19 protein-coding genes are annotated in these 23,201 nt (G+C 62.8%); 14 read left to right on the top strand and 5 right to left on the bottom strand.

Annotated elements, in window-relative coordinates:
* Positions 1-141: 141 nt before the first annotated feature.
* Together GE027_RS06665 and GE027_RS06660 are read right to left on the bottom strand one after the other, a co-directional pair.
* Positions 142-498: a hypothetical protein gene (locus GE027_RS06665; RefSeq protein WP_153556405.1), complete on the bottom strand. Its 357-nt coding sequence runs from the start codon at positions 496-498 to the stop codon at positions 142-144.
* A gap of 250 nt (positions 499-748) precedes the next feature.
* Positions 749-1,192 carry an RrF2 family transcriptional regulator gene (locus tag GE027_RS06660; RefSeq protein ID WP_153556404.1) on the bottom strand — a complete coding sequence of 148 codons (444 nt, stop codon included), beginning with the start codon at positions 1,190-1,192 and terminating at the stop codon, positions 749-751.
* 290 nt (positions 1,193-1,482) lie between these two features.
* On the opposite strand from GE027_RS06660, the gene GE027_RS06655 reads away from it, so the two are divergent.
* Positions 1,483-2,106: a peroxiredoxin-like family protein gene (locus GE027_RS06655; protein ID WP_162006603.1), complete on the top strand. Its 624-nt coding sequence runs from the start codon at positions 1,483-1,485 to the stop codon at positions 2,104-2,106.
* 228 nt (positions 2,107-2,334) lie between these two features.
* Here GE027_RS06655 and GE027_RS06650 read toward each other — a convergent pair whose 3' ends face one another.
* Positions 2,335-3,252 carry a TIM barrel protein gene (locus tag GE027_RS06650; protein ID WP_153556402.1) on the bottom strand — a complete coding sequence of 306 codons (918 nt, stop codon included), beginning with the start codon at positions 3,250-3,252 and terminating at the stop codon, positions 2,335-2,337.
* Between the two features lie 138 nt (positions 3,253-3,390).
* Between GE027_RS06650 and GE027_RS06645 the strand changes: the two genes are divergently transcribed.
* The 3 genes from GE027_RS06645 (at position 3,391) to GE027_RS06635 (ending at position 6,541) form a co-directional block, all read left to right on the top strand.
* Complete coding sequence (locus GE027_RS06645) at positions 3,391-4,299, top strand: MBL fold metallo-hydrolase (RefSeq protein WP_153556401.1); 909 nt, start codon at positions 3,391-3,393, stop codon at positions 4,297-4,299.
* A 49-nt stretch (positions 4,300-4,348) separates the two neighbouring features.
* Positions 4,349-5,038, top strand: coding sequence for a hypothetical protein (locus GE027_RS06640; protein ID WP_153556400.1), 690 nt, complete (start codon positions 4,349-4,351; stop codon positions 5,036-5,038).
* Between the two features lie 84 nt (positions 5,039-5,122).
* The gene (locus GE027_RS06635) at positions 5,123-6,541 is read left to right on the top strand and encodes a phytoene desaturase family protein (protein ID WP_153556399.1); all 1,419 of its coding nucleotides are present in this window, start codon (positions 5,123-5,125) and stop codon (positions 6,539-6,541) included.
* A gap of 20 nt (positions 6,542-6,561) precedes the next feature.
* Here GE027_RS06635 and GE027_RS06630 read toward each other — a convergent pair whose 3' ends face one another.
* Both GE027_RS06630 and GE027_RS06625 read right to left on the bottom strand, forming a co-directional pair.
* Complete coding sequence (locus GE027_RS06630; protein ID WP_153556398.1) at positions 6,562-7,914, bottom strand: dihydrolipoyl dehydrogenase family protein; 1,353 nt, start codon at positions 7,912-7,914, stop codon at positions 6,562-6,564.
* Positions 7,915-8,074: 160 nt separating this feature from the next.
* The gene (locus GE027_RS06625) at positions 8,075-9,352 is read right to left on the bottom strand and encodes a diadenylate cyclase (protein ID WP_153556397.1); all 1,278 of its coding nucleotides are present in this window, start codon (positions 9,350-9,352) and stop codon (positions 8,075-8,077) included.
* A gap of 129 nt (positions 9,353-9,481) precedes the next feature.
* Here GE027_RS06625 and sbnA point away from each other — a divergent pair, with 129 nt between their 5' ends.
* The 10 genes from sbnA to GE027_RS06575 all read left to right on the top strand — a co-directional run bounded on the left by sbnA (position 9,482) and on the right by GE027_RS06575 (position 23,140).
* On the top strand, positions 9,482-10,576 hold the full coding sequence (gene sbnA / locus GE027_RS06620) for a 2,3-diaminopropionate biosynthesis protein SbnA (protein WP_237607348.1): 1,095 nt from the start codon (positions 9,482-9,484) through the stop codon (positions 10,574-10,576).
* A gap of 47 nt (positions 10,577-10,623) precedes the next feature.
* Positions 10,624-12,210: an FAD/NAD(P)-binding protein gene (locus tag GE027_RS06615; RefSeq protein WP_162006602.1), complete on the top strand. Its 1,587-nt coding sequence runs from the start codon at positions 10,624-10,626 to the stop codon at positions 12,208-12,210.
* Positions 12,207-13,685: a Y4yA family PLP-dependent enzyme gene (locus GE027_RS06610; protein WP_237607347.1), complete on the top strand. Its 1,479-nt coding sequence runs from the start codon at positions 12,207-12,209 to the stop codon at positions 13,683-13,685. The genes GE027_RS06615 and GE027_RS06610 overlap by 4 nt, the downstream gene beginning before the upstream one ends.
* A 45-nt stretch (positions 13,686-13,730) precedes the next feature.
* Positions 13,731-14,984: a putative DNA modification/repair radical SAM protein gene (locus GE027_RS06605; protein ID WP_153556395.1), complete on the top strand. Its 1,254-nt coding sequence runs from the start codon at positions 13,731-13,733 to the stop codon at positions 14,982-14,984.
* A complete protein-coding gene (locus GE027_RS06600) occupies positions 14,950-16,500 on the top strand; it encodes a UdgX family uracil-DNA binding protein (protein WP_237607346.1) in 1,551 nt (516 codons plus the stop codon). The genes GE027_RS06605 and GE027_RS06600 overlap by 35 nt, the downstream gene beginning before the upstream one ends.
* Positions 16,497-17,573, top strand: a complete 1,077-nt coding sequence (locus GE027_RS06595) for a ligase-associated DNA damage response exonuclease (RefSeq protein ID WP_153556394.1) — start codon at positions 16,497-16,499, stop codon at positions 17,571-17,573. Before GE027_RS06600 ends, GE027_RS06595 begins: the two co-directional genes overlap by 4 nt.
* Entirely contained in the window at positions 17,570-19,171 is a 1,602-nt protein-coding gene (locus GE027_RS06590; RefSeq protein WP_153556393.1) for an ATP-dependent DNA ligase, read from the top strand. The genes GE027_RS06595 and GE027_RS06590 overlap by 4 nt, the downstream gene beginning before the upstream one ends.
* Positions 19,171-21,663, top strand: a complete 2,493-nt coding sequence (locus tag GE027_RS06585) for a ligase-associated DNA damage response DEXH box helicase (RefSeq protein ID WP_153556392.1) — start codon at positions 19,171-19,173, stop codon at positions 21,661-21,663. The genes GE027_RS06590 and GE027_RS06585 overlap by 1 nt, the downstream gene beginning before the upstream one ends.
* 119 nt (positions 21,664-21,782) lie before the next feature.
* Positions 21,783-22,451 carry a ligase-associated DNA damage response endonuclease PdeM gene (gene pdeM / locus GE027_RS06580; protein ID WP_153556391.1) on the top strand — a complete coding sequence of 223 codons (669 nt, stop codon included), beginning with the start codon at positions 21,783-21,785 and terminating at the stop codon, positions 22,449-22,451.
* A gap of 143 nt (positions 22,452-22,594) precedes the next feature.
* Complete coding sequence (locus GE027_RS06575) at positions 22,595-23,140, top strand: nucleoside deaminase (protein WP_153556390.1); 546 nt, start codon at positions 22,595-22,597, stop codon at positions 23,138-23,140.
* Positions 23,141-23,201 lie beyond the last annotated feature (61 nt).

The following is a 23,201-nucleotide window of genomic DNA, read 5'->3' as shown; positions in this document are numbered from 1 at the left end:
CCCCACCAGCGCAGGGTTACCAAAAATCGAGAGCGACGCCGAGCGGTAGCGAACTCGTTCCGCCCGGACGTCGGTGCCGAATTATAGCCGAAAATCCGTTCCCCATCCCCTCAATGGCCCATCCCCTCGATGGCCCGATCCCTAGCCTCTGTGCTGGTATCCGTAGCCGTGGCGGATGTAGTGGCGATCGGCATCGTAATCGCCCTCGTAATCGGCTCGCAAACGGGTTTCCAGATCGTCGTTCCACGTCGGGTGGGTATCGCGGTAATGGCGCTGGGCGGTGTAGCCAAAGCGGAAGGCTTGCTCGCGATTTTCAAAGGCATCGTCCGAACCGGCCATCTGTTTGACCGTGTCGTCAACATCCTGATCCATATCGCGAGAGGATTTCGAACCAAAGTCCGCCTTGGTCTGCTCCCAGTCGTTGGCGAAGGCTTTTTTGATGCGTTCCCAGGTGCTGAGGTCGTCGTTGGTGTAGAAATCGGACGTTTTACCGGCCATCGCGGTGGCTCCCGTAAAAGTGTGAAAGAGATACTCGTGGTGAACGGCTGGGTCAGCCGCACACGAGCCACGCCGTGCGGCTCGCTTCCACGATCTTCATGCACAACTTCATGCACAAACGGTGCCAAATCGTCTTGCACACACGGCGCCCAGCACACCAACCGGCCCAGCACACCAACCGGCCCAGCACACCAAGCGGCCCAGGCATCGACGTATCGGGCATCGACGTATCGGGCGGACGCCGGCTGGTTCAGCCTTTGACGGCGGCCGCCAAGGCCCCTTCGCACAGCGGCTTGATGGGGCTGGCCGATTCGACCAGAGCACGAATCGTCACGCTGGCAAACGCCTTCTCGGTCGCCGCATACGCTCGATCCAGTTCCGCATGCAGGGGACACAGCGACGTGTGGTCCTTCAAGCCCAACGGACATTTACGAATCCGCTCGATCGGTGCGACCGTATTGATCACGTCCAGAATGGTCAATTTGTCGGTCGGGGCGGTCAATTCATAGCCGCCTCCGGGACCGGGCCGCGAACGCGCCACACCGGCTGCGCACAGATCCTGCAGGACCCGCGTCAAGTAGCGGCGAGGGACCTTGGTTTGCTCGGCCAACACGTTGGCCGACAGCGGTCGCTCCGGCGAACTGCCCATGCACGCGACGGCACGGAGCGCATACTCAGCGGTTTTAGAGATCATCAAACAAGGCAATCAGGGCGATCGATCCCGCTAGAGGCGTAGTTACCAAATCACGCCGCCGGGACACCTGAACGAGTACATCAAGTCTAGCCGGCGGCCCAATCGACGGCAAGCGACGGGCAAAGCCGGCCCCAACTCCGGCGAGTCGCCAGAGGCGGGGGACGATTCGCGGCGGTGACGGGAAAAACCGGCGGCCGGACCGAGTTGGCGGGCGGATGGTCCCGATGACCATTTGCAGCGTGCCTTGGTGCACCCTGTTTCACATCCCTGCTTCAACACTTGGAAAACCGATGATCGTTCGATTTGCTTTGGGTACGTTTTGTTTGTCGCTGCTGTTCGCCGCAGGAGCCGCTGCGGCGGAGCGGGAGGGAATCGCCCCAGAGGCCGCCGCCGCGCGGCCTCTGGAAGCCGGTGGCCGGATGCCCGATGCCCAAGTCCGCAGCCCCGATGGAAAAGCGACCACGCTGGCGAAAATTGTTGATGGCAAGCCCACCGTGCTGGTGTTTTTCCGCGGCAGTTGGTGTCCGGCATGCACCCGCCACACCGGCGAGCTGATCAAGGTCTACCCCGAACTCAAACGTCGCGGCGTCCAGCTGGTGGCGCTGAGCGCGGACAGCCCGAAGAGCTCCGCGGCCAACCAGACGGAGCGTTCGATTCCGTTTCCGATCTATTCGGACGCCGATTTAGAAGCCGCCAAGGCTTTCGGATTGGCCTTTCAGGTCGACGCCGGGACCCTGGCTCGCTACGCCGCCAAGGGCTACGACCTGAACCAGGCCTCGGGCCGCAACCATAACGCCCTGCCGATCCCGGCGGTGTACATCGTCGACCGCTCGGGCAAAATCGTCTACGCCCACAGCGACCCGGATTACCTCAAGCGGCTCGATACCCAGGTCATCCTGAAGAACCTGCCGTAGTAGCGACCGGGCTGTCGATTTAACGAGCCGTTTGGGCGAACGGCTCACTTAACCAATGGGTTTTCGAATAAATCGCCCGGCCGGGACTGCGACGGAACGACCGCCCAGCCCATGGCGTGGGCTGGAAGTCTTGGCCACTGTTCACAGGCTGGAAGCCTATGCCACTGTTCACAGGCTGGAAGCCTATGCCACTGTTGCCACTGTTCACAGGCTGGAAGCCTATGCCACTTAGTTCATGGGGGTGGGTTCGTAGGGCATGGTTGAAACCAGGTCCATGGGCCGTGGCGGCACGGGCAGCTCGGCGCCTTCGAAGATCGCGTCGATGGCTTCCTGAGCCGCGTTGACGGTCGCTTCGCGGGTTCGCTCTTTGTACTGAGCTCCCGAGGCGGTGGGCATCACGGGCGCTTCGACGCCGGCGGCGGCCAAGTACTTGGTCAGCTCGACGTGGTTCAGCGGTCCTTCGGTCGTGGGCAGAATGCGATCGGTCGACTTGGCGTCTTCGGCCGTAACGTCTTCGGGCAGGGCGCCGTAGCGGACCACGAAGATTTTCTCGGTGGGGATCGCTTGGATCTGTTCCATGGTGCCGCCACCGACGTGCCAATCCCAGGTATCGATCACGTACCCGATGTTATCGGCCGTCAGGTTCTTGAGCAGCGCCAGGTAGCTTTCCACGGTGTGGACGAACGGATACTGCTTGCCTTCGAGCTGTTCCTGGCCGGCGGTGAAGGAGATCGCCAGGCGAATGTTTTTCTCGGCCAGCACCGCGGCCACCTGCGTGATCCGCTGGGTGACGGTTTCAAAGAATTCCGGGAACGCGGCTTGATCGGTTGCCGGCGGCAGACGCAGCGTGGCCAGATCGGCTTCCAGTTGTCCGGCGACTTCGGTCAGGGGGTGGACCTGGGCCAGTTGCGTGCCAAACTCGTCGTCCGAGACGTTCAGGTCGACGCCACAATCGAACGTACCGATGCGAATCTCAGCGGCTCGCAGGTATTTGGCGGCATCGTCGAAGCTGGTCCGTTGGCTGCGTTTCAGCATGTCCGTCATATTGACTTCCATGCCGCGGAACGCGTAGGTCAGAGCCAATTCGATCAGTTCGCTCTGCCGACCGGTAATCCCCAATCCTTGTGGCGAAAAGTTCTTCAACATTCCTATAAAATCCTCTTTGAATCCGGGATGCTATCGAGTGATGGCAAATCGAGTGATGGCAAGTGTGCGAAACGAATCGCAAAGTATTGCAGGTTTGAGCCGGGTTAGAAAGTAGCGAACTTTTGAGATGAATCCTAGATGAATGATGCGCTTGATGACGAAACGCCGCCGGTCATTTCCGGTACGCTGAGAAAGCCCAAAACCCAGCAAATCACGGGAGAAATCGTATTTTTGGGCACCGGCACCAGCGTCGGCGTACCGGCTCTGGGCTGCGACTGCGCGGTCTGCACCGGCGGTCACCCACGCGATCAACGCACTCGCTGTGCCCTGGTGCTGGGGTTGCCCGAAGGGAATCTGCTGATCGATACCCCGCCCGATCTTCGCACCCAGTTGCTTCGCGAAGGCGTGGGAATCGTCCACGCGGTGGCCTACACGCACTCCCACGCCGACCATCTGTTCGGACTGGATGACCTGCGGCTGTTTCCCTTCTATCTGGGCCATCCCGTGCCGCTGTTCTGTGAAGAGTCGGTCGAACGGCGGATCCGACACTCGTATAACTACGCCTTCTTCGAGTCGCCGGTGACGCACCCCGGAGCCCGTCCGCAGCTGGAAACACGGCTGATCGACGCCCACACTCCCTTCCAGGTGCTCGGCGCGACCGTTACGCCCCTGCGGCTGCACCACGGGTCGACCCAGGTGCTGGGGTTCCGCATCGGGGATTTTGCCTACTGTACCGATACCAACGAAATCCCGGACGAATCGCTGCGACGACTCGAGGGCGTGCACACCTTCGTGATCGACGCCCTCCGCCGACATCCTCATCCCACGCATTTCTCGCTGGACGAAGCCATCGCGATCTCTCGCCAGGTGGGGGCTCGCCGCACCCTACTGACGCACGTTTCGCATGATCTTGGTTATGCGGACCTGCAGCGCGAGTTGCCGCCGGGCGTCGAGCTGGCCTATGACGGGCTGCGTCTGCCCCTGACCGGACACATCGGCAAGATGTGGATGGACGATCCGGCTTCGCCGCAGGCCCCCTCGCCCTAGCCTTCACGCAACGCCTTCTCCCAAACCGACTTCGTCCTGAGCTCCGCCGATGTCCGCCGAGTCTCCCACCGAGCCGTCCTCGCCGTCGCCCGCTCCGCGGTGGCGGTTCACGATCCGCGATGGATTGCTGTTGATCCTGGTGGTTGCCTTGGCGTGCAGTAATCTGCTGTCCTGGGCTCGGCTTCGCGAGGCCAACGTCGAACTGGATCGTCTGCGCCGCGAAGTCGGCGATCTGGGACAACATTCCGACGACCGCCTGGTGGCCGTGCGGCTGCGCTCCGCCGAACCGCTTCAGTGGCAGTTGCGGGTGCGGGTGCCGGAGCAGGGGCGGTATCGAGTGGCCTACAGCGCCTGGTGGCCCGCCGATACGGCCGCGCCCCAGTGGTTTGCGGCCGTCGCGTTGGAGCCGGGCGAATCGGTGATCACCGCGCGCATCGGCCCCGATCCGCGAGACGGTCGCTGGAAACTGAGCGTCGTGGCCAGCCACGCCCTGGGCGATCGACGGATGGCGTCGACGCTGGCCGAACCGCTGGCCGACGTGTTTCGCGGTTCGCATCAGGTCATCCGTGCCGGTGTGGATACACAGCCCATCGCCGTGGGCCCGGAGGAATCGATTCGCTTGCTCGAAGACCGCTACCTGGTCGGCGACGGGGCTCAGCGGCTGTACGGCGCGGCGCCGCCGGAGGACGACCAACCCGGCGTGTTCCTCGAGCTGCAGCCCGATATCGCTCCGTTGTGACTGGCGGACTTGTACGCCACAGAAAAATGCGGGAAAGTGTCGGCCCCGTTTTCCGTCTCCGTTCCCCGATCTGCCGCTACTTTCATGCCCCGCGATTTTCTCAAAGGTGTCCAGGACGAATACGACGTTGTGGTGATCGGCAGCGGCCTCGGCGGCATGACCGCGGCGAATATCCTGGGACGAGCCGGCCATCGCGTGCTGCTGCTCGAACAGCATTACAAGCTGGGCGGATTAGCCACCTGGTTCCGGCGGCCCGGTGGGCACATCTTCGATATCTCCCTGCATGGGTTTCCCTACGGGATGGTCAAGAGTTGTCGGCGGTACTGGAGCCGCGACATCGCCGACCGCATCGTCCAGCTGAAGAACATCCGCTTCGAGAACCCGATGTTCTCGGTCCGCACGACCTTCAACCGCGAAGATTTCACACGCCTGTTGACCACCGACTTTGGCGTCGACCCACAGGCGGTTGGCGAGTTCTTCGATACCGCTCGCGGAATGAACTTCTACGACGACCAAACCACGACGACGCGGCAGTTGTTCGATCGCTTCTTTCCCGGCCGGGAAGACGTCATCCGCTTGCTGATGGAACCGATCACCTATGCCAACGGTTCGACGCTGGAAGACCCGGCGATCACCTACGGCATCGTGTTCAGCAATTTCATGAGCAAGGGCGTGTTCATCTACGAAGGCGGCACCGACGACCTGGTCGCTCGGATGGAAAAAGAACTGAAAAGCAACAACGTCGACATTCGGATCCGCAGCGGCGTCGACAAAGTGAACGTCTCCGGCGGCCGCGTCCGGTCGGTCGAAGTCAATGGGCGGACGATCCGCACCCGCGCGGTGGTCAGTAACGCCAATCTGCGGTCGACCATTCTGGACATGCTAGGCGACGACAACCTGGACCCGGATTACGTGCGTGAAACGCAGGCCGTGCGGCTGAACAACAGCAGCACGCAGGTCTACATGGCGCTCAAGCCGGAGGAGACGGTCGATCCGGACAGTGGCGATCTGCTGTTCACCAGTACCGCACCGCTGTTCCGCACCGAAGCGTTGCTCAGCCGCGACATCACCAGCCGCACCTTCAGTTTTTACTACCCGCGCACCCGCCCCGAAGGCAAACAGCGGCATGCGATCGTCAGCAGCACCAACGCGCGGTGGAGCGATTGGGCGGACCTGGACGAAGCGGATTACGAGGCCAGCAAGAAGGATCTGATCGAAACCACGCTCGACGCGCTGGACCGTTACGTGCCCAACATTCGCGAAAAGATCGACTGGGTCGAAGCCGCCACCCCACGGACATTCAATCACTACACCCGGCACCAGCTAGGGGCCAGCTTCGGTACCAAGTTCGAAGGCCTGGCCGTCAGCCGCGCCCTGCCCGAGCAGATCACCGGAATGTACCACGCCGGCAGTGTGGGGATCATCATGAGCGGCTGGCTCGGCGCGATGAACTACGGCGTCATCGTCAGCAACGAAGTCGACCAGTTCCTGTGCGGCGGCTGAACGGCTTCGCCGCGAACATTCTACAGCATCTGCCGGACGTCTGAGGCGAACGTGGGGAAGGCGAATAACGTCGACTTGATCTGATCCGCATCCAAACCATATCGCATCGCCAAGGCGAACAAATTAATTGTTTCCTCTGCACCCGGTCCCAGCAGATGAGCGCCCAGCACTCGCCGGTTGCTCTTGTCGAGAATCACTTTGTAGCCCGCCACCGGTCCGCCGACTTTACGGACACTGCCCCACTGGCTGATCTCTTCACAGCGGATGTCCACGTCGCCGTGGTCCTGTTCAGCCTGCTCGGCCGATAGGCCCACCGAAGCGATCGAGGGTGTGGTGAAGGCGACCGAGGGAACGGCGCCGTACTGGGGAGCGCAATCGGGCTGGTCGCTCCACAGATTATTACCGACCGCGCGGGCTTCTTCATTGGCGACCGGTGTCAGCTTGGGTTCGTCGCTGGCCGCACAGTCTCCGGTGGCAAACACCCGCGGATTGGACTCGCTTTGCAAGTACTTGTTGACCACCACGCCTCGCTTACACCGTTTCACGTTGCCGGCCTCGAGGTTCAGCGATTCGAGATTGGGGATGCGTCCCGCCCCGTGCACGACCAACTGACAATCGATGCGTTCACCGTCATCCAGGACCAACTGGCGCACGCATCCATCGGCGCCTTCGACCTCTTTGGCTTCGCGGTTGAAGCGAAACTCGATGCCGCACCGCTGGGAGTAGTCTTGCAGCAAACGCACGAGATCCGGGTCGAACCCATCGAGCACGCGCTGGCCGCGCTCGGCGACGACGACCCGGCGGCCACTGCGGGCGACGACATGAGCAAACTCCATCGAAACGTAGCCACCCCCGATGAACGTCACGCACGGGGGCAGGTCCTGAAGGTCTAAAAAGTCGTCGCTGTGCGTCACCAAATCTTCGCCGGGGATGTCCAGCGGCCGCGGCACCGCACCGGTGGCGATGACCAATCGCTCGAACTTCAGGACGCGGCCGTCGACATCGATGGATTGTTCGTCGACAAAGCGGGACGAGCCCTTTATCAGTTCGATGCCATGGTTGGCAAAGTCTTCGCGTTTGCCTTCGGGTACGGGATCGGTGAACTGACGCTTGAAGTCGTGCAGAGAACGCCAGTCGATCGCGACATCGGCTTGGCCGAGCAGGCTGCCGCGGCTGCGCCGGGCCGTGTCGAGGATCGCCCCGGCGTTGGTGTACACCTTCTTGGGGTTGCAGCCCCGCAGCGCGCACGTCCCGCCGACTTGACGCGTCTCCACGACCGCCACGCGCTTTCCTTGCTCGGCCGCCCCGGTGGCAATGCTGCCTCCGGAGGGTCCACTGCCCAGGACGATCAGATCAAAAGCTGCTTCGGACATGATGATTGGGGATGGGGTTACGAGGAGGGCGGACCCAAGTAGCGAGGTTTGAAAGGCTGCTGCATATTGCATGCCCGCGAGCGATGAAAACGCTCCCTCCGTAGCCGAACTCGCCAGAGTTTGGACGTAGGGTTGCGGATCCAAAGTCTGGCGACTTCAGCTACGGGGTGGCTGGGGCCTGGGCCGGCGGGGGCTCTTGGTCGATGGCGACGGTGACCGAAGCGGGCGAGACGCGTTCGATCTGCAGCTCCGATTCGACGCCGGTCAAATTCGGTTCGGTGGCCCAGGAATAAATCCGCTTTTGAGGTGGCGAATCGAATTCCAAGGAGACCGCGATCCCGCTGGCGTCAAGCAACGAAAAAGCGGTCTCGCTGCCGCTGATCGTCACTTCCGCATGCGTGGGGTTGGGCTCTTCGATCTGCCAGCCCTCGGCCAGGTTGCGATACTCGATCGGTACCACGAACGTTCGTTGAACGGTGTCGGTGTGGTAGGCAAAGCCGAACCACAACAACATCGCGACCGCCAGCGCGGCCAACTGTGTCCCCAGGCTTCGCAGCCGACGCTGGGCGGGATTCCGCGCCGTCTGCGGTTCACCTCCGCATTCGCAAAAGCCTCCCAGCCGTTCGGCCAAGGTTTCCGGATCCACCGCGTCCAGGCTGCCGTGCTGGGCGAGCGACACCGTGCCGCGTTCCTCCGAGACAACCAACACCAGGGCGTCACAGCAGTCGGCCAACCCCAGAGCGGCGGCGTGTCGCGTGCCGCCCAGCCCCAACCGTTCGACGTTTCGGGTCAGCGGCAGATGGAGGCCCAGCGAGCGGATTCGGCGGCCTTCCACGAGGATCGCTCCATCGTGACCGGGTGAAGCCGAGTGAAAGATACTCAGCAACAACGGCAGGCTGATCTCTGCATCGACCGTGACGCCGCCACGCAGATGTCGATCCAGCGGCTCTTTGCCCGGAAACACGATCAACGCCCCGGTCCGCTCGCGAGACATGTGCGCGACCGCTTCCAAAATCACATCGACCACCTCCTGCGTCCGCGACCTCCCGGCGGGACGATCCCAGAGGGCGAAGGACGTTAACCTTTCAAAGCCGTGGCGGATGTCCTGCTGGAACACCACTACCAGCGCCAGCACCAAGGCAATCGCGCCGTACTGAAACGCCATCATCGTCAGGTACAGGTCTAGGCTGCGGGCGAGCGAAAAGACACCGCCCAGCAACAACAGCACCACACCCAGCGAGCGTGACGCGCGAGTTCGAAACCAACTGAACGCGACGTACAGCAGTACCGCGACGATCAACACGTCGATCACATCGGCCCAGCGAATCGCGTGATGCCACGCCGCACCGCCGCGTGTTGCGCCGGAGGCGTGCTGGGCAAGCGCGATTGCGAACTTGTCGGCAAACCCCATATCGAAAGCGTCTCCTTGATACGCCATGGTTCATTGTATGGCCAATCGTCAATAGACGCATTGGCACGTCATGTGCAACAGCCGTTCGCCCCACCCCCAAGCACCGGGTCGCAGGCGTGCGAGCCGCTGGCAGAAGACCATCCTCAAGCCACGAACATGACCATGCTTCAGACCTACGAAACGCCCTCGGTTTCCGCTTCTTTGCCTCCCCCCACAGACGCCTGTGCATCTACAGACGCCTGTGCCGAAGGCATCCTCGATGCGATCGGCAAGACCCCTCTGATCCGGCTTCGGCATTATCTCGACCACCCGCAGGTTGATCTACTGGTCAAACTGGAGGCGGCCAACCCGGGCGGCAGCGCCAAGGATCGCCCGGCCCGGCAGATGATCGAACAAGCGCTGCAGCGCGGCCGGATCGATCAATCTTCGACCATCGTCGAATCCTCTTCGGGTAACATGGGCATCGGTCTGGCTCAGGTGTGCCGCTACCACGGTCTGCGGTTTCACTGCGTCGTCGACCCCAATGCGCAAGCACAGAACGTCGCGATCATGCGGGCGTTGGGGGCGGAGATCGACCGCGTCGACCAACCGGTCAATGGCGACTTCTTAACGGCTCGGCTGCAACGCGTGCAGCACTTACTGGATGCCCTTCCTGGCGCGTACTGGCCGAATCAGTACGCCAACAAGGCCAATCCGCGATCCCATTTCCTGGGCACGATCCAGGAAATCGATGCGGCCCTCGATGGACAGATCGATTACCTGTTTGTGGCGACCAGCAGCACGGGCACGGCGCGGGGCTGCCGCGACTATCTGCGCAGGCGAGGCCGTCACACCCGGGTGGTGGCCGTCGATGCGGTCGGCAGCGTATTGTTCGGCGGCACCGCGGGCCGGCGGTTTATTCCTGGCCTGGGCGCCGGCCGCGTGCCCCATCTGGCTCGCAATCAACACTTCGACCAGGTCTGCCGCGTCAGCGACTTGGACTGTGTCGTCGGATGTCGGCGGGCGGCCCAGCGCGAAGCCGTCTTGGTTGGAGGTTCGGCCGGCGGAGTGCTGGAAACGATCCGGCGACAACAGGACGAACTGGTCGGCAAAACCTGCGTGGCGATCCTGCATGACTCGGGCACCCGCTATCTGGAAACGGTTTTCGACGACCAGTGGGTGCAGCAGCGGCTGGATTGTTCCGCCGCAGAACTTCAGCGACGCGTGGCCGAACCCACCGGTTCGCCGTCCTTTGCCGAGGACAATCAATAATGCCGACGCAGGTCCTTCCTTCTTCGCCTCCACCTCTCTCAACAGCGATGTCCGACGAACCCACGCCACCGATGCGGGTTGCCATCGTCGGCGGCGGCCCCCGTGGGCTGTACTGCTTGGAAAGTTTGGCAAGCGCCATCACAGCTTCCGCGGTCTGTCGTCCGGTTCACGTGACGCTGTTCGAGCCGACGTCGACGCCCGGTGCGGGCAACGTGTACGCCCCCGACCAGCCGCGGTACCTGCGGATGAACTTTGCGGTGAAACACATCAACGCCTGGTCGCCCGATCGGACCGGCGACCAGCGGCCGTCGCTGTTGATGTGGTTACAGCAGCGTTATCCTCGTTGGGCCGATCCCGACGCAACCTTGCCACGTGCCGTCGTGGGGCGTTACCTCGAGGATTGCTTTGATCGAGTGCTCGAAGGTCTGCCCGGCGGGATGTCCGTCGAAATTCGCCGACAATCGGTCCGGGCGCTGCGGCGCCGCTCGAATCAGTGGTGGGTCTGCAGTGAAGACGAGCCTCGACCCTACGACGAAGTGGTCATGACGGTCGGCCATCAGGGTTGGCGTCGCGGCCGGGCGATGGTGTATCCGGTGGACCGCCAGCTGTCGCCGCTGCGTGTGCCAGCGGGCGCAAACGTAACGATCCGCGGCTTTGCTTTAACTTGGATCGACGCCACGCTGGCCCTGACCGAAGGTCGTGGCGGTCGATTCTTGCGTTCGGCCAACGGATTCATCTACCAACCCAGCGGCTGGGAACCCGCCGCCATCGTGCCGCACTCGCGGTCGATGCGTCCGATGCTGGCCAAAGCGGACGACCGAGAACTGGACGCGTCGCTGCACTGCCGAGGGTTATGGAGCCCGCTGCGGCGAGAGATCGAGGCGTTAGAGAAACCGCCGCAGGGCTTCGATTTTGAAAGCCAGATCTGGCCGCTGGTGCTGCGAGCTGCGGCCGCGGCGCTCGAGCACGTCTCGGCGCCGACGTCACCGGTCGAGTGTCCCCAGCGGTGGTTCGAGCGGTACACGGCCGGACGGATGACCGCGGCGGCGGCCGAACAGTGTATGCGTCAATCCTACGCGATCGCGATCGGAAACCGACAACCCGATGCCGGTTGGGCGCTGGGCGAAGCTTGGCGGCAACTCTACCCGGCGATGGTCGAGCAACTGTCCCACGGCGGATTGGCCGTCGACAGTTGGCCGGCCTTTACGCAAATCGCTCGCGAGATGGAACGGATCGCCTTCGGACCGCCGGCGGAGAATCTGGGCCGCATGCTGGCTCTGCTGGACGCCAAAATCCTGCGACTTGAGCCCACCGGTGATGACGCAAGCGAGGCCATCGAGATCGATGCCGTCCTGGCTTCGCCGCATCAGTGGCCCAATGATTCGCCGCTATCGATCCTGATGCGTGACGGCTGGATTCGTCGCCAGCCCGGCGGCCAGGGCGTGATGGTCGATCGCTGTGGGCGTCCCACACGAGCCGATGGCCGGACCACGCCGGGATTGGCCGTGCTGGGCCGCGTCACCGAAGGCTGTATCATCGGCAATGACACGCTCAGCCGCACGCTGCACCGCCACTGTGCGGCCTGGGCCCATTCCCTCGTCAATCAGCTCCAGCGAAAGCCTCAGACCACATGATGACCGCCTCCGTCGCTCCCTCGATCGCCCAGCTCCGCAACGCCTGCCAGGGCACCCCGCCACTGGACGCCCGTCTCGAACCGTGGATGCAGCAGTTGTTGCTCGCCCGCGGTGAAAACCCATCGCAGGTCGATTCCCCCGCCGACGCCGCGGCCCTGCCCACCGTCTCGCACCTGCTGGACCGCTGGGGCTCGCCGGTGAATGTGCTGCGGACCGAACCGTTCGTTCGCAACATCGAAGCCCTGCGCGACGTCGCGAGGGATCGGCACTTGGATTTCCAGGTCTTCTTCGCACGCAAAGCCAACAAATCCACGGCTTTCGTCCATGCGGCCGACGAAATCGGTGCCGGCGTCGACACGGCCAGCGAGGTCGAACTGACGCAGGTCCTGGACGCGGGCGTCGCATCGGAACGAATGATTTGTACCGCCGCGGTCAAAGACATCGCTTTGATCGCCCGCTGCATCTCGGCCGGCGTGACGATCGCCATCGACAACGCCGATGAGTACCAACGCATCGAAGCCGTCGCGCGTACCGCCCAGCGAACCGCTCGCGTGGCTTTGCGGATCAGCGGTTTCCAGCACGACGGCCAGAAATTATTTTCGCGGTTCGGTGTCGACATCGACCAGGCGGCCGACGTGGTCGCGGCCCTGTGGGCCCAGCCCGACGCCCACCTGGTTCGCCTGGGCGGCGTTCATTTTCATCTGGACGGTTACGACGCCGGCCAACGTGTGACCGCCATCGACGCGTCGCTGAAACTGATCGACCAGCTTCGCACCGCGGGACACCCGATCGAGTTCCTCGACATGGGCGGCGGCTTTCCGATGTGTTACCTGGAAAGCGGCGAGCAGTGGACGGCGTTCTGGCAGCAGCACGCCGAGGCCCTGCGCAAAGAGCGCGACGAGGTCACGTTTCAAAACCATGCCCTGGGGCTGCACGTTCATGAGGGCCAGGTCAACGGGTCGCCGGGCTTGTACCCGTATTGGCAGAGCCTGGTCGGACCGCGGTGGCTGGGCACCGTGCTGGACGCTCCGGCCGATCAGGGCAACATCGCCCAGGCCGTGCGTCGTCGCCAGCTGCAGCTGCGGTGCGAACCCGGCCGCAGCATCCTGGATGGCTGTGGGGTTACCCTCGCCCGAGTCGAGTACCGCAAACGCCACCCCGATGGTTTCTGGCTGATCGGTCTGTCGATGAATCGCACCCAGTGCCGGACCACCAGTGCCGATTTCCTGGTCGACCCGTTGCTGGTCGCCGGACCGGCCCAGCGCGACGAACGAACCGAGCCCGGCGAAGGCTATTTGGTGGGCGCTTATTGCATGGAATCCGAGTTAATCCTGCTGCGGAAAATGCGGTTTAATCAGGGCGTCGGCGTCGGAGACACGTTCGTGTTTCCCAACACGGCCGGATACCTGATGCACTTTCTGGAAAGCCGCTCGCATCAATTCCCGTTGGCCGAAAACGTGCTGTGGGATGGCTGAGGCCCGCGGACGCTTGGAATCCTTCAACACCGGAACAACCTAATAGTGGAAATTCGCGACAAGCTGGCAATCCTGGCCGATGCGGCCAAGTACGACGCATCCTGTGCCAGCAGCGGTGCGAAAACCACGCGTCCCGGAAGCGAGATCGGCAGTACCGAAGGGATGGGTATCTGCCACAGCTATACGCCCGACGGTCGCTGTGTTTCGTTGCTGAAAATCCTGCTGACCAACTACTGCATCTACGACTGCCAGTACTGCGTCAATCGCATCTCCAGCGATACACCGCGAGCCCGGTTTACGGTCGATGAAGTCGTCACGCTGACGATGGATTTTTACAAACGCAACTACATCGAAGGCTTGTTCCTTAGTTCCGGAATCATCCAAAACTCCGACTACACGATGGAACAATTGATCGCGGTCGCGAAAACGCTGCGCACCGATCATCGCTACGGCGGTTACATCCATCTGAAGACGATCCCCAACGCCAGTGACGCGCTGATCCAGGAAGCCGGTTTGTGGGCGGATCGCTTGAGCGTGAATATCGAATTGCCCACCGAACAAGACCTGGTACAACTGGCGCCGGAGAAGAAGAAGCCGCAGATCGTCGAAGCGATGGGCGGCATCCGCGAGAAGATTCAGGAACACAGCGAAGATCGGGCGGCGGGATTCAAAGCCCCGCGTTATGCACCGGCCGGTCAGAGCACGCAGATGATCGTCGGCGCGACGCCCACGCCGGACGTGGAGGTGTTGAAGACGGCGTCGGAACTGTACGGCGACCAGAAACTGCGCCGCGTCTACTATTCCGCATACAGCCCGATCCCGCACGCCGACGCTCGGTTGCCGGGAAAGTCGCCGCCGCTGGTTCGCGAGCACCGCCTGTATCAAGCCGATTGGCTGATGCGGTTTTACGGATTTGCCGCCGAGGAGATCGTGGCCGAAGCCGATCAGAACCTGTCGCTGGACATCGATCCCAAACTGGCTTGGGCATTGGCCAACCGGCATTTCTTCCCGGTCGACGTCAACCGGGCGGCGCGTGAAGAACTGCTGCGAATCCCCGGCATCGGCGTCCGCAGTGTCGATCGGATCCTCTCGATCCGCCGCTACAAACCGCTGCGCGTGGCGGACCTCAAGAAGATGCGAGTGGCTTGGAATCGGACCAAAGTGTTCGTGTTGACGGCGGACTACAATCCCGGTGTTTCCGCGTTGGACAAGGTCGATCTATCGCGCCGCGTCCGGCCGTCTTCGCAACAATTAATGTTGTTCGATGCGGCCAGTTCTGCGCGATCCGGTGAGGTTTGACAAACGCGAGGTCGCGATGCAGTTCGTAACGGTCCAGACATTCGATGACTGGCGCGCGGCGGCCAGAGCGATGTTGCGTTCCGGCGTGCAGCCGAGCGCAGTGCGGTTCTCCGCCCCCGACGGCTCGGCCGATCTCTTCGCCGCCTGCGATGCGGCGGATCCCGAGGCGGCGCCGCCCACTTCTCCCCGTTCGCCCGGTCCTCCCCGTTCGCCCGGTTCGACCACTTCGTCCCGTTCGCCTGCCAGGTCGAGCGAAGCCGCCGCCACCACCGCCGCCGCTGCCCCGCGCGTGCCCAAGGCCTTTTTGGATCTCGCTCGCACAGTCGCTTGCCACCGGGATCCGGGCCGCTGGCAACTGCTGTATCGAACGCTCTGGCGGATCAGTCACGACGAACCGTTCTTGCTGCGGATATCGACCGACGACGATGTGTTGCAACTGCGGCGAATGGAAAAGGCGGTCACGCGGGACGTTCACAAGATGAAGGCCTTCGTGCGTTTTCGAAAAGTCACCGACGACACCGGCGGCGAAGCCTTCGTCGCTTGGCATCGACCGGACCACCAGATCATGCGGCTGGCCGCTCCGTTTTTCTCCCGCCGCTTCCGAGGCATGCGTTGGACCATCCTGACGCCCCATGAATCGGCGACGTGGGATGGGACGCACTTGCAGTACGGCGACGGCGTGCCGGCCAGCGAAGCTCCCGAGGGCGACGAACTGGAACAGCTGTGGAAAACCTACTATGGATCGATCTTCAATCCGGCTCGATTGAAGGTACGGGCGATGAAGCGAGAGATGCCGGTGCGTCACTGGCCCACGCTTCCCGAGGCGGAACTGATCGCCGATCTGCTCAGCGCCGCGCCGGGCCGGGCCGAAGCGATGATCCAGCATCACGAAGGTTTTGCCGATACGGCCACCAAGTTCATGCCCGCCGATCGGGATCTGCCCAGTCTTCGCCAGGCGGCCGCCCGCTGTCACGCCTGTGACCTGCACCGCTGTGCCACGCAAACGGTGTTCGGCGAAGGACCGGCCGGGGCCCAGGTCATGTTCGTCGGCGAACAGCCCGGCGATCAAGAGGACCTGGTGGGACGCCCTTTCGTCGGCCCGGCCGGACAGTTGCTCGATCAAGCCCTCGCGCAAGCGGACGTCGACCGCGGCGAGGTGTACGTCACGAACGTGGTCAAGCATTTCAAGTTTAAACCGTCCCAGCGCGGCAAGCGTCGGCTGCACCAGAAACCGAACTCCCGCGAAATCTTCGCTTGTCGGCCGTGGCTGGAAGCGGAGATTGCGGAAATTCAACCGCAGTCCTTGGTGTGTTTGGGTGCCACGCCGGCGCAGGCGATTTTTGGACGCGACTTTCGCATCTCGCGAAGCCGCGGCAAGGTGTTTCAGACCGAATGGAGCCCGCGGACGATCGCGACTTGGCATCCGGCCGCTATCCTGCGCATGCCCGATGCGGGACGGGCGGCGCAGATGCGTGAGCAATTGATTCAAGACCTTCAACGGGTGGCCGTGCAATGATCGCAGACGCAGCGAAGCCCGCGACAACAAGTCCGCTGGAGGACGTCCTGAGTGTGACGGATCGAGGATTGTACTGCGCGGCCGGTGATTTCTACGTGGATCCGCAGAGGCCGGTGGACCACGCCGTCGTCACGCACGCTCACACCGATCACGCCCGTTGGGGTTGCCGGCGCTACCTGGCCGCCAGCGACAGCGAACATCTGCTGCGGATGCGAATGAACAAAGATGCGGAATTCCAGTTTCTGCCCTACGGCGAAACGATCACGATCCGCGGCGTCCGCGTCTCCTTTCATCCGGCCGGTCACATGCTGGGATCCGCCCAGGTGCGCATCGAACATCGCGGTCGAGTGGCCGTGGCGATGGGCGATTACAAACTGGATGCAGATCCCACCTGTGCCGATTGGGAACCGGTACGTTGCCACCTGATGATCACGGAGTCGACGTTCGGCCTGCCCATCTATCGCTGGAAACCCAATGACGTGACCGCTGGTGAGATCAACGACTGGTGGCGCGCCAATCGTGACGCCGGTCGCTGCAGCGTGCTGTACGGTTACGCCGTGGGCAAGAGCCAGCGGTTGCTGGCGATGTTGGACCCAGCGATCGGTCCAATCTTTACGCATGGTGCCGTCGAAAAGGGCGTAGCGGCGTACCGAGATACCGGCGTCGGTCTGCCGCCGACGAGGTACGTAGGCGCGGTCGAAGGAAAACCGGACTGGAGCGGAGCGATGGTGGTCGCCGTACCCAGTGCGCACGGCACGCCGTGGATGCGGCGGTTCGGTAAGGTCAGCACGGCGATGGCCAGCGGTTGGATGGCGGTCCGCGGTGCCCGGCGGCGACGTGCTCTCGATCGTGGTTTCGTGGTCAGTGACCACGTCGACTGGCCGTCATTGATCGAAGCGGTCAACACGTGTGATCCGGAAACCCTGTGGGTCACCCACGGCTACTCGGCCGTCGTCGCTCGTTACTTTCAATCCCAGGGCCGCCACGCCGTGGTGATCGACGGCCGCTCGCGGAGCGAAGAAGAGGACGAGGCGTCGTCGTCGTCGTCGTCGGATCGGGAGGACAGCGAATGAAACGCTTTGCCGACCTCTTTACCGCCCTGGATTCGACCACCAAGACCAATGCCAAGGTCGCGGCGATGGCCGACTACTTTGCGGCCGCGCCGGCCGATGATGCGGCTTGGGCAACCTACTTCTTGGCCGGGAACAAGCTTCGCCGTTTGGTGCCCAGCAAACTGCTGCGGCAGTGGGCCGCGGCCGAGGCAGGCATCGAAGATTGGTTGTTCGACGAGTCGTATCATGCGGTGGGCGACCTGGCCGAAACGCTGGCGCTGGTCGTGCCGCCGGGCGAGTCCCGGCAGGACCAGTCGCTGACCCACTGGGTCCAGCAGCGGCTGATGACGCTGCGTGGCCGGGAAGAACTGGCGCTGCAGCGAGCCATGGCCGAGATCTGGGCGGAAACGACCGTGGAGATGCGGTTGGTGATCATGAAGCTGATCACCGGGGCGTTTCGTGTGGGCGTCAGCAAACGCTTGGTCACGCGAGCGATCGCCCAGCAGGCCGGCATCCCCACCGATGTGGTCGCGCACCGGTTGATGGGCGACTGGAAACCCAGCGCGGCTTTCTTCCAGCGACTGGTCGATCCCGACACGCTGGATACCCAGGTCAGCCAGCCCTATCCGTTCTGCTTGGCACATCCGATCGATATCGAGAAAGGGCCCGAAAGTGTCGGCGAGGCGAACGAGTTCGTGGCGGAATGGAAATGGGACGGCATCCGCGGCCAAGTGATCCGCCGCCAAGGCCAATCCTTTATTTGGTCGCGAGGCGAGGAGTTGATGGAGAACCGTTGGCCCGAAGTGGAAGCGGCCGCCGAGCAATTGCCCGATGGAACGGTCCTGGACGGAGAGATCCTGGCCGCGAATGCCGACGGAACCGTGCTGCCGTTCGCCCAGCTTCAGCGCCGTATCGGACGTAAAACCGTCGGCAAGAAACTGCTTCGGGAAGTCCCCGTCGTATTCCACGCGTTCGACCTATTGGAAGCGGACGGCCAAGACCTCCGGCTGCAGCCACTGGTCGAACGACGCCGACGCTTGGAGCGGTTGTTCGAACAGGTGGACCATCCGCATCTACGAACGACCGAGCTGATCCGCGGCGAATCGTGGCAGCAGTGGGCCGAGGTGCGCGAAGGATCGCGCGCGCAACACGCCGAAGGATTGATGCTGAAACGTCGCGATAGCCCTTACGACGTGGGCCGCGTCCGCGGCAGTTGGTGGAAGTGGAAGGTCGCTCCCTACACGATCGATGCCGTGCTGATCTATGCCCAGAAAGGCCACGGCCGCCGAGCCAGTCTGTTCACCGATTACACGTTCGCGCTTTGGGATGGCGATACCCTCGTGCCGTTTGCCAAAGCCTACAGCGGGCTGGACGACAAAGAGATCCGTCGGGTCGACCAGTTTGTTCGTCGCAACACCAAAGATTCTTTCGGACCGGTCCGCAGCGTCACGCCGACGTTGGTGATGGAATTGGCCTTCGAAGGGTTGCAGCGTTCGACACGTCACAAAAGCGGTATTGCCACCCGCTTTCCACGAATCGTTCGCTGGCGGCACGACAAACGTCCCCAGGATGCGAATCAGTTGAGCGAACTGCTGCAGCTGTTGCCGGAGGACGCCTGATGCTGCAGCCGACGGCCACAAAAATTCCCGCCGCCCGGCGGATCGATAGTTTCTTCGAACAGGTCGGCTGGAAACCGTTCCGCTTTCAACGTTCGGTCTGGCACGCCTACGAACAGGGCTGCAGCGGTTTGGTGCATTCCGCCACCGGGACCGGTAAGACGCTGGCCGTGTGGCTCGGACCGCTGAAGAAATGGTTGCGGGAGAACCCCGACTCCAGCAAGTGGAACCCCAAACGACCGCCGGCCGCCCGTGTGTTGTGGGTCACGCCGCTGCGGGCGCTGGCCAGCGATACCGAAGCATCACTGCGAGCCCCGCTGGAGGCGATTGGCATGCCGTGGCGGCTGGAGTCGCGCACCGGCGACAGTAAATCCAGTGCCAAAGCACGCCAGCTGAAACGCCTGCCGACCGCCCTGGTGACGACGCCCGAAAGCCTGTCGTTGATGCTGACTCACGAGAAACTGCTGGATCAATTGGCAAATCTCGAGGCGGTGATCGTCGACGAGTGGCACGAGTTGCTGGGTACCAAACGCGGGATTCAGACGGAACTGGCGCTCGCACGGCTGCGTCGGCTGAATCCGGCGCTGCGGATCTGGGGCGTCTCGGCCACCCTGGGCAACCTCCAGGACGCTCAGGAATCGTTGGTCGGGCCGGATTTCGCCGGCCCGGTTCGGCTGGTCGAAGGTTACCGCAAGAAACGGCTCCGGATCGAATCGATCATCCCCGCCAAGATCGAACGCTTTCCCTGGTCCGGACATATCGGCACGCGGATGGTTCCTCAGGTGGCCGAAGCCCTGGCCGAAGTGAAGAGCGCTTTGGTGTTCGCCAATACGCGTTCGCAAACAGAAATCTGGTATCAACACCTGCTGAAGCAACGCCCGGACTGGGCGGGCCGCATCGCGCTGCATCATGGATCGCTGGACACGAGTGTCCGCCGCTGGGTCGAGAACGGTTTGCGCAGTGGCGACCTGCGCGCGGTCGTGTGCACCAGCAGTCTCGATCTGGGTGTGGATTTTACGGCCGTCGACAAAGTGTTTCAGATCGGCAGCCCCAAAGGTGCCGCTCGGTTGTTGCAGCGGGCCGGACGCAGCGGACACCAACCCGACGCGGCCAGCCAGTTGGCTTTTATTCCCACCAATGCGCTGGAGTTGGTCGAGTTGGCGGCGGCTCAGGAGTCGATTCGGCAGGGTCGCCTGGAGGCTCGGCCGCTGCTCAGCAAGCCGCTGGATGTTCTGGCCCAGCACGCCGTGACGATCGCCCTGGGCGGTGGCTTCGATCCCCAGCAATTGCTCGAAGAGGTCCGCACCTGCCGCGCCTACCAATCGCTCAGCGACCAAGAATGGCAGTGGGTGCTGGATTTTATCGTTCGCGGCGGCAAGTCGCTGAACGCGTACCCGGACTTCCACCGCGTGAAGGTCGAAGACGGGCGATACCGCGTGACCGAGCGTCGTACCGCGATGCTGCATCGCATGAACATCGGCACGATCGTCTCCGACGCGGCGATGAAGGTGAAATACCAGAGCGGCAAGACGCTGGGCACGGCCGAGGAGCACTACCTATCGAAGCTCAAGGCGGGTGATCGGTTTCTGTTCGCCGGCCGCTTGGTTTCGCTGGTCCGCGTTCGCGACAACATCGCCTACGTTCGTCGGGCGACGGGCCAACCCGACAGTATTCCACGTTGGGCTGGCAGCCGGATGCCGCTGTCCACGGAATTGAGCGCAGCGGTGCGATCCAAATTGCAGGAAGCTTCGCAGGGACGGCTGGTCGGCCGCGAAATGAAATCGCTGCGGCGTTTGTTTGAACTGCAGCGTCGCTGGAGCCTGATTCCGAACGAACGGCAGTTACTGATCGAACGCATCAAGACCCGTGATGGATACCAGTTGTTTGTGTTTCCGTTCGAAGGACGTCTGGTTCATGAGGGCCTGGCGGCTCTGCTGGCCTACCGAATGACTCGCAAACTGAAGACGACCTTCACGATGGCCTGCAACGATTACGGCCTGGTTTTGCAGAGCCCACATCCGGTGGACTTGGAGCGGCGAATCGAAGAAGGGCTCTTCAGCAGCGAGCGTTTGGTGGGGGATATTCTGGAGAGTCTGAATGCGACCGAGATGGCGAAACGCCAGTTCCGGCAGATCGCCCGCGTGGCCGGATTAATTCACCCCGGCTATCCCGGCAGGCCGAAAAGTCTCAGCCATCTGCAAGCCAGCAGCAACTTGTTCTTCGATGTGTTCCGCGAGTACGACGCGGAGAACTTGTTGCTCGAGCAGGCTCGCCGCGAGGTCCTCGATACGCAGCTCGAAGCCGGCCGGATGCTCGCGGCCCTGGACCGCCTGGAAGACTGCGATGTTCGCATCGTCGACCCGCCCAAACTGACGCCGCTGGCCTTTCCGCTGTTGGTCGACAAGCTGCGCGAGCGGGTCAGCAGCGAGACGTTGGCCGAACGGATCCAGCGGATGCAAACCCAATTAGAAACCGCCGCCGATGCAGTGGCATAGCCAGTGGCATAGGCTTCCAGCCTGTGAAAGCACCACCCAGGGGCCAGGGGCCATGCTACGACCAGTGGCATAGGCTTCCAGCCTGTGAAAGCACCCCTCCCCACGTTCTACAACCGAACATGCAAACCACAGAAACGGAAATCACGGTGGGTACAACGCGGCTGGTGCTGCTGCCCGGACGCGGCGTCTTTCTTCCGAAAGACCGGATCCTGTGCGTCGCGGATCCTCATTTCGGCAAAGAGGCCACGTTTCGTCGTCACGGCATTCCGGTGCCGACCGGCAGTACGCGGGGGACGTTATCTCGCATCGAACGGATGTTACAGGCCACGAACGCGGATCAGCTGGTGATCTTGGGCGACATGTTCCACGCGCCCTCGTCGCTGGCGGCCGACGTGCGGGACGAACTGGAACAGTTTTTTACGCACACCGTTCGCGTGAAGTGTACCTTGGTCCGCGGTAATCACGATGCGCGCTTGACCAGTTTGCCCGAGGCTTGGGGCGTCGAGATTACCGATCCCGGCGCTGGGCACCGGCGCTGTGTGTGGGGCCACGAACCGGCGGCGGTCGACCCGGACGTGGATGCACTGCTGTGCGGCCACCTTCATCCGGCGGTTTCTTACGCGGTGCCCGGCGCGAAACCGGAACGCTTGCCCTGTTTCTGGCTCTCGGGCGGTTGCCTCGTGCTGCCAGCGATTGGTCGATTTACCGGCACCCATGTGGTCCAACCGACCAGCGGCGACCAGACCTGGGCAATCGCCGACCAACAACTGATCCCGCGGCGTTGGTAGTAAGCACGTCGCAACATTTGATTCGGCTTTACCCTCCCGCTGCGCGGGAGGGTGTTGTCGCGGGGTTTCACCGAAAGATTCATGCCGACGTGCTTAGCTTCCGCGACGAACGCTAAAACCGCTGTTTTGCTGTACGCGGTACGATGTTTGCTAAGTTTCGGGTGCTGTGGATCCGCCCGTCGGGGCTGGTCCTGACCCGAACGACCGCAACGGACCGGTACCCCATGCACGCAGGCAACTACGAACGCTGGATGGCGATCGCCATCGATCAATGCGAACGAGCCATCGCGCACCAGCAGAGTCCCTTCGGGGCCGCCATCGTCAGTCCAGACGGTCACTTGGTTGCCGCCGAACACAACGTAGTGGCCGCTCGCAACGATCCCACCGCGCACGCGGAAGTCATGGCGATCCGGGCGGCTTGTCAGGCGCTGGAGGTGGCGAAGCTGCGAGATCACTGGCTGGTCAGCACGGGCGAACCGTGTTTGATGTGCGCTTCGGTGGCAGTCCTCTCTGGCGTCGGTGCGGTGGTCTACGGCGCCGATAACCAGTTCATCGAATCACTGGGGTTCAAAACGGGCGGCGTCCCCTGTGAGGAAGTGTTTCGTCAAAGCGCCGCCGATATCGTTGTCCATCGCGGGGTCGCGCAAGCACGTTGCGAGCAGCTGCTTCGCCAAGGAAGCCGGCGTTGAACCGCGCCAAGCGCGCGCGTCAAGCACGTCGCAACGGACTCCTGGCTGGTCGCTCACCCAT

This window comes from Roseimaritima sediminicola, from assembly GCF_009618275.1.
Taxonomy (GTDB): Bacteria; Planctomycetota; Planctomycetia; order Pirellulales; family Pirellulaceae; genus Roseimaritima; species Roseimaritima sediminicola.
The sequence above is the reverse complement of the archived record's forward strand: the minus strand, read 5'-3'. Positions and strand labels throughout refer to the sequence as shown.

What these genes read in the sequence shown, in the direction of transcription:
- GE027_RS06665 (WP_153556405.1), bottom strand. Translation starts at nt 498, where the DNA reads ATGGCCGGTAAAACGTCCGATTTCTACACCAACGACGACCTCAGCACC.
- GE027_RS06660 (WP_153556404.1), bottom strand. Translation starts at nt 1,192, where the DNA reads ATGATCTCTAAAACCGCTGAGTATGCGCTCCGTGCCGTCGCGTGCATG.
- GE027_RS06655 (WP_162006603.1), top strand. Translation starts at nt 1,483, where the DNA reads ATGATCGTTCGATTTGCTTTGGGTACGTTTTGTTTGTCGCTGCTGTTC.
- GE027_RS06650 (WP_153556402.1), bottom strand. Translation starts at nt 3,252, where the DNA reads ATGTTGAAGAACTTTTCGCCACAAGGATTGGGGATTACCGGTCGGCAG.
- GE027_RS06645 (WP_153556401.1), top strand. Translation starts at nt 3,391, where the DNA reads ATGAATGATGCGCTTGATGACGAAACGCCGCCGGTCATTTCCGGTACG.
- GE027_RS06640 (WP_153556400.1), top strand. Translation starts at nt 4,349, where the DNA reads ATGTCCGCCGAGTCTCCCACCGAGCCGTCCTCGCCGTCGCCCGCTCCG.
- GE027_RS06635 (WP_153556399.1), top strand. Translation starts at nt 5,123, where the DNA reads ATGCCCCGCGATTTTCTCAAAGGTGTCCAGGACGAATACGACGTTGTG.
- GE027_RS06630 (WP_153556398.1), bottom strand. Translation starts at nt 7,914, where the DNA reads ATGTCCGAAGCAGCTTTTGATCTGATCGTCCTGGGCAGTGGACCCTCC.
- GE027_RS06625 (WP_153556397.1), bottom strand. Translation starts at nt 9,352, where the DNA reads ATGGCGTATCAAGGAGACGCTTTCGATATGGGGTTTGCCGACAAGTTC.
- sbnA (WP_237607348.1), top strand. Translation starts at nt 9,482, where the DNA reads ATGACCATGCTTCAGACCTACGAAACGCCCTCGGTTTCCGCTTCTTTG.
- GE027_RS06615 (WP_162006602.1), top strand. Translation starts at nt 10,624, where the DNA reads ATGTCCGACGAACCCACGCCACCGATGCGGGTTGCCATCGTCGGCGGC.
- GE027_RS06610 (WP_237607347.1), top strand. Translation starts at nt 12,207, where the DNA reads ATGATGACCGCCTCCGTCGCTCCCTCGATCGCCCAGCTCCGCAACGCC.
- GE027_RS06600 (WP_237607346.1), top strand. Translation starts at nt 14,950, where the DNA reads ATGCGGCCAGTTCTGCGCGATCCGGTGAGGTTTGACAAACGCGAGGTC.
- GE027_RS06595 (WP_153556394.1), top strand. Translation starts at nt 16,497, where the DNA reads ATGATCGCAGACGCAGCGAAGCCCGCGACAACAAGTCCGCTGGAGGAC.
- GE027_RS06590 (WP_153556393.1), top strand. Translation starts at nt 17,570, where the DNA reads ATGAAACGCTTTGCCGACCTCTTTACCGCCCTGGATTCGACCACCAAG.
- GE027_RS06585 (WP_153556392.1), top strand. Translation starts at nt 19,171, where the DNA reads ATGCTGCAGCCGACGGCCACAAAAATTCCCGCCGCCCGGCGGATCGAT.
- pdeM (WP_153556391.1), top strand. Translation starts at nt 21,783, where the DNA reads ATGCAAACCACAGAAACGGAAATCACGGTGGGTACAACGCGGCTGGTG.
- GE027_RS06575 (WP_153556390.1), top strand. Translation starts at nt 22,595, where the DNA reads ATGTTTGCTAAGTTTCGGGTGCTGTGGATCCGCCCGTCGGGGCTGGTC.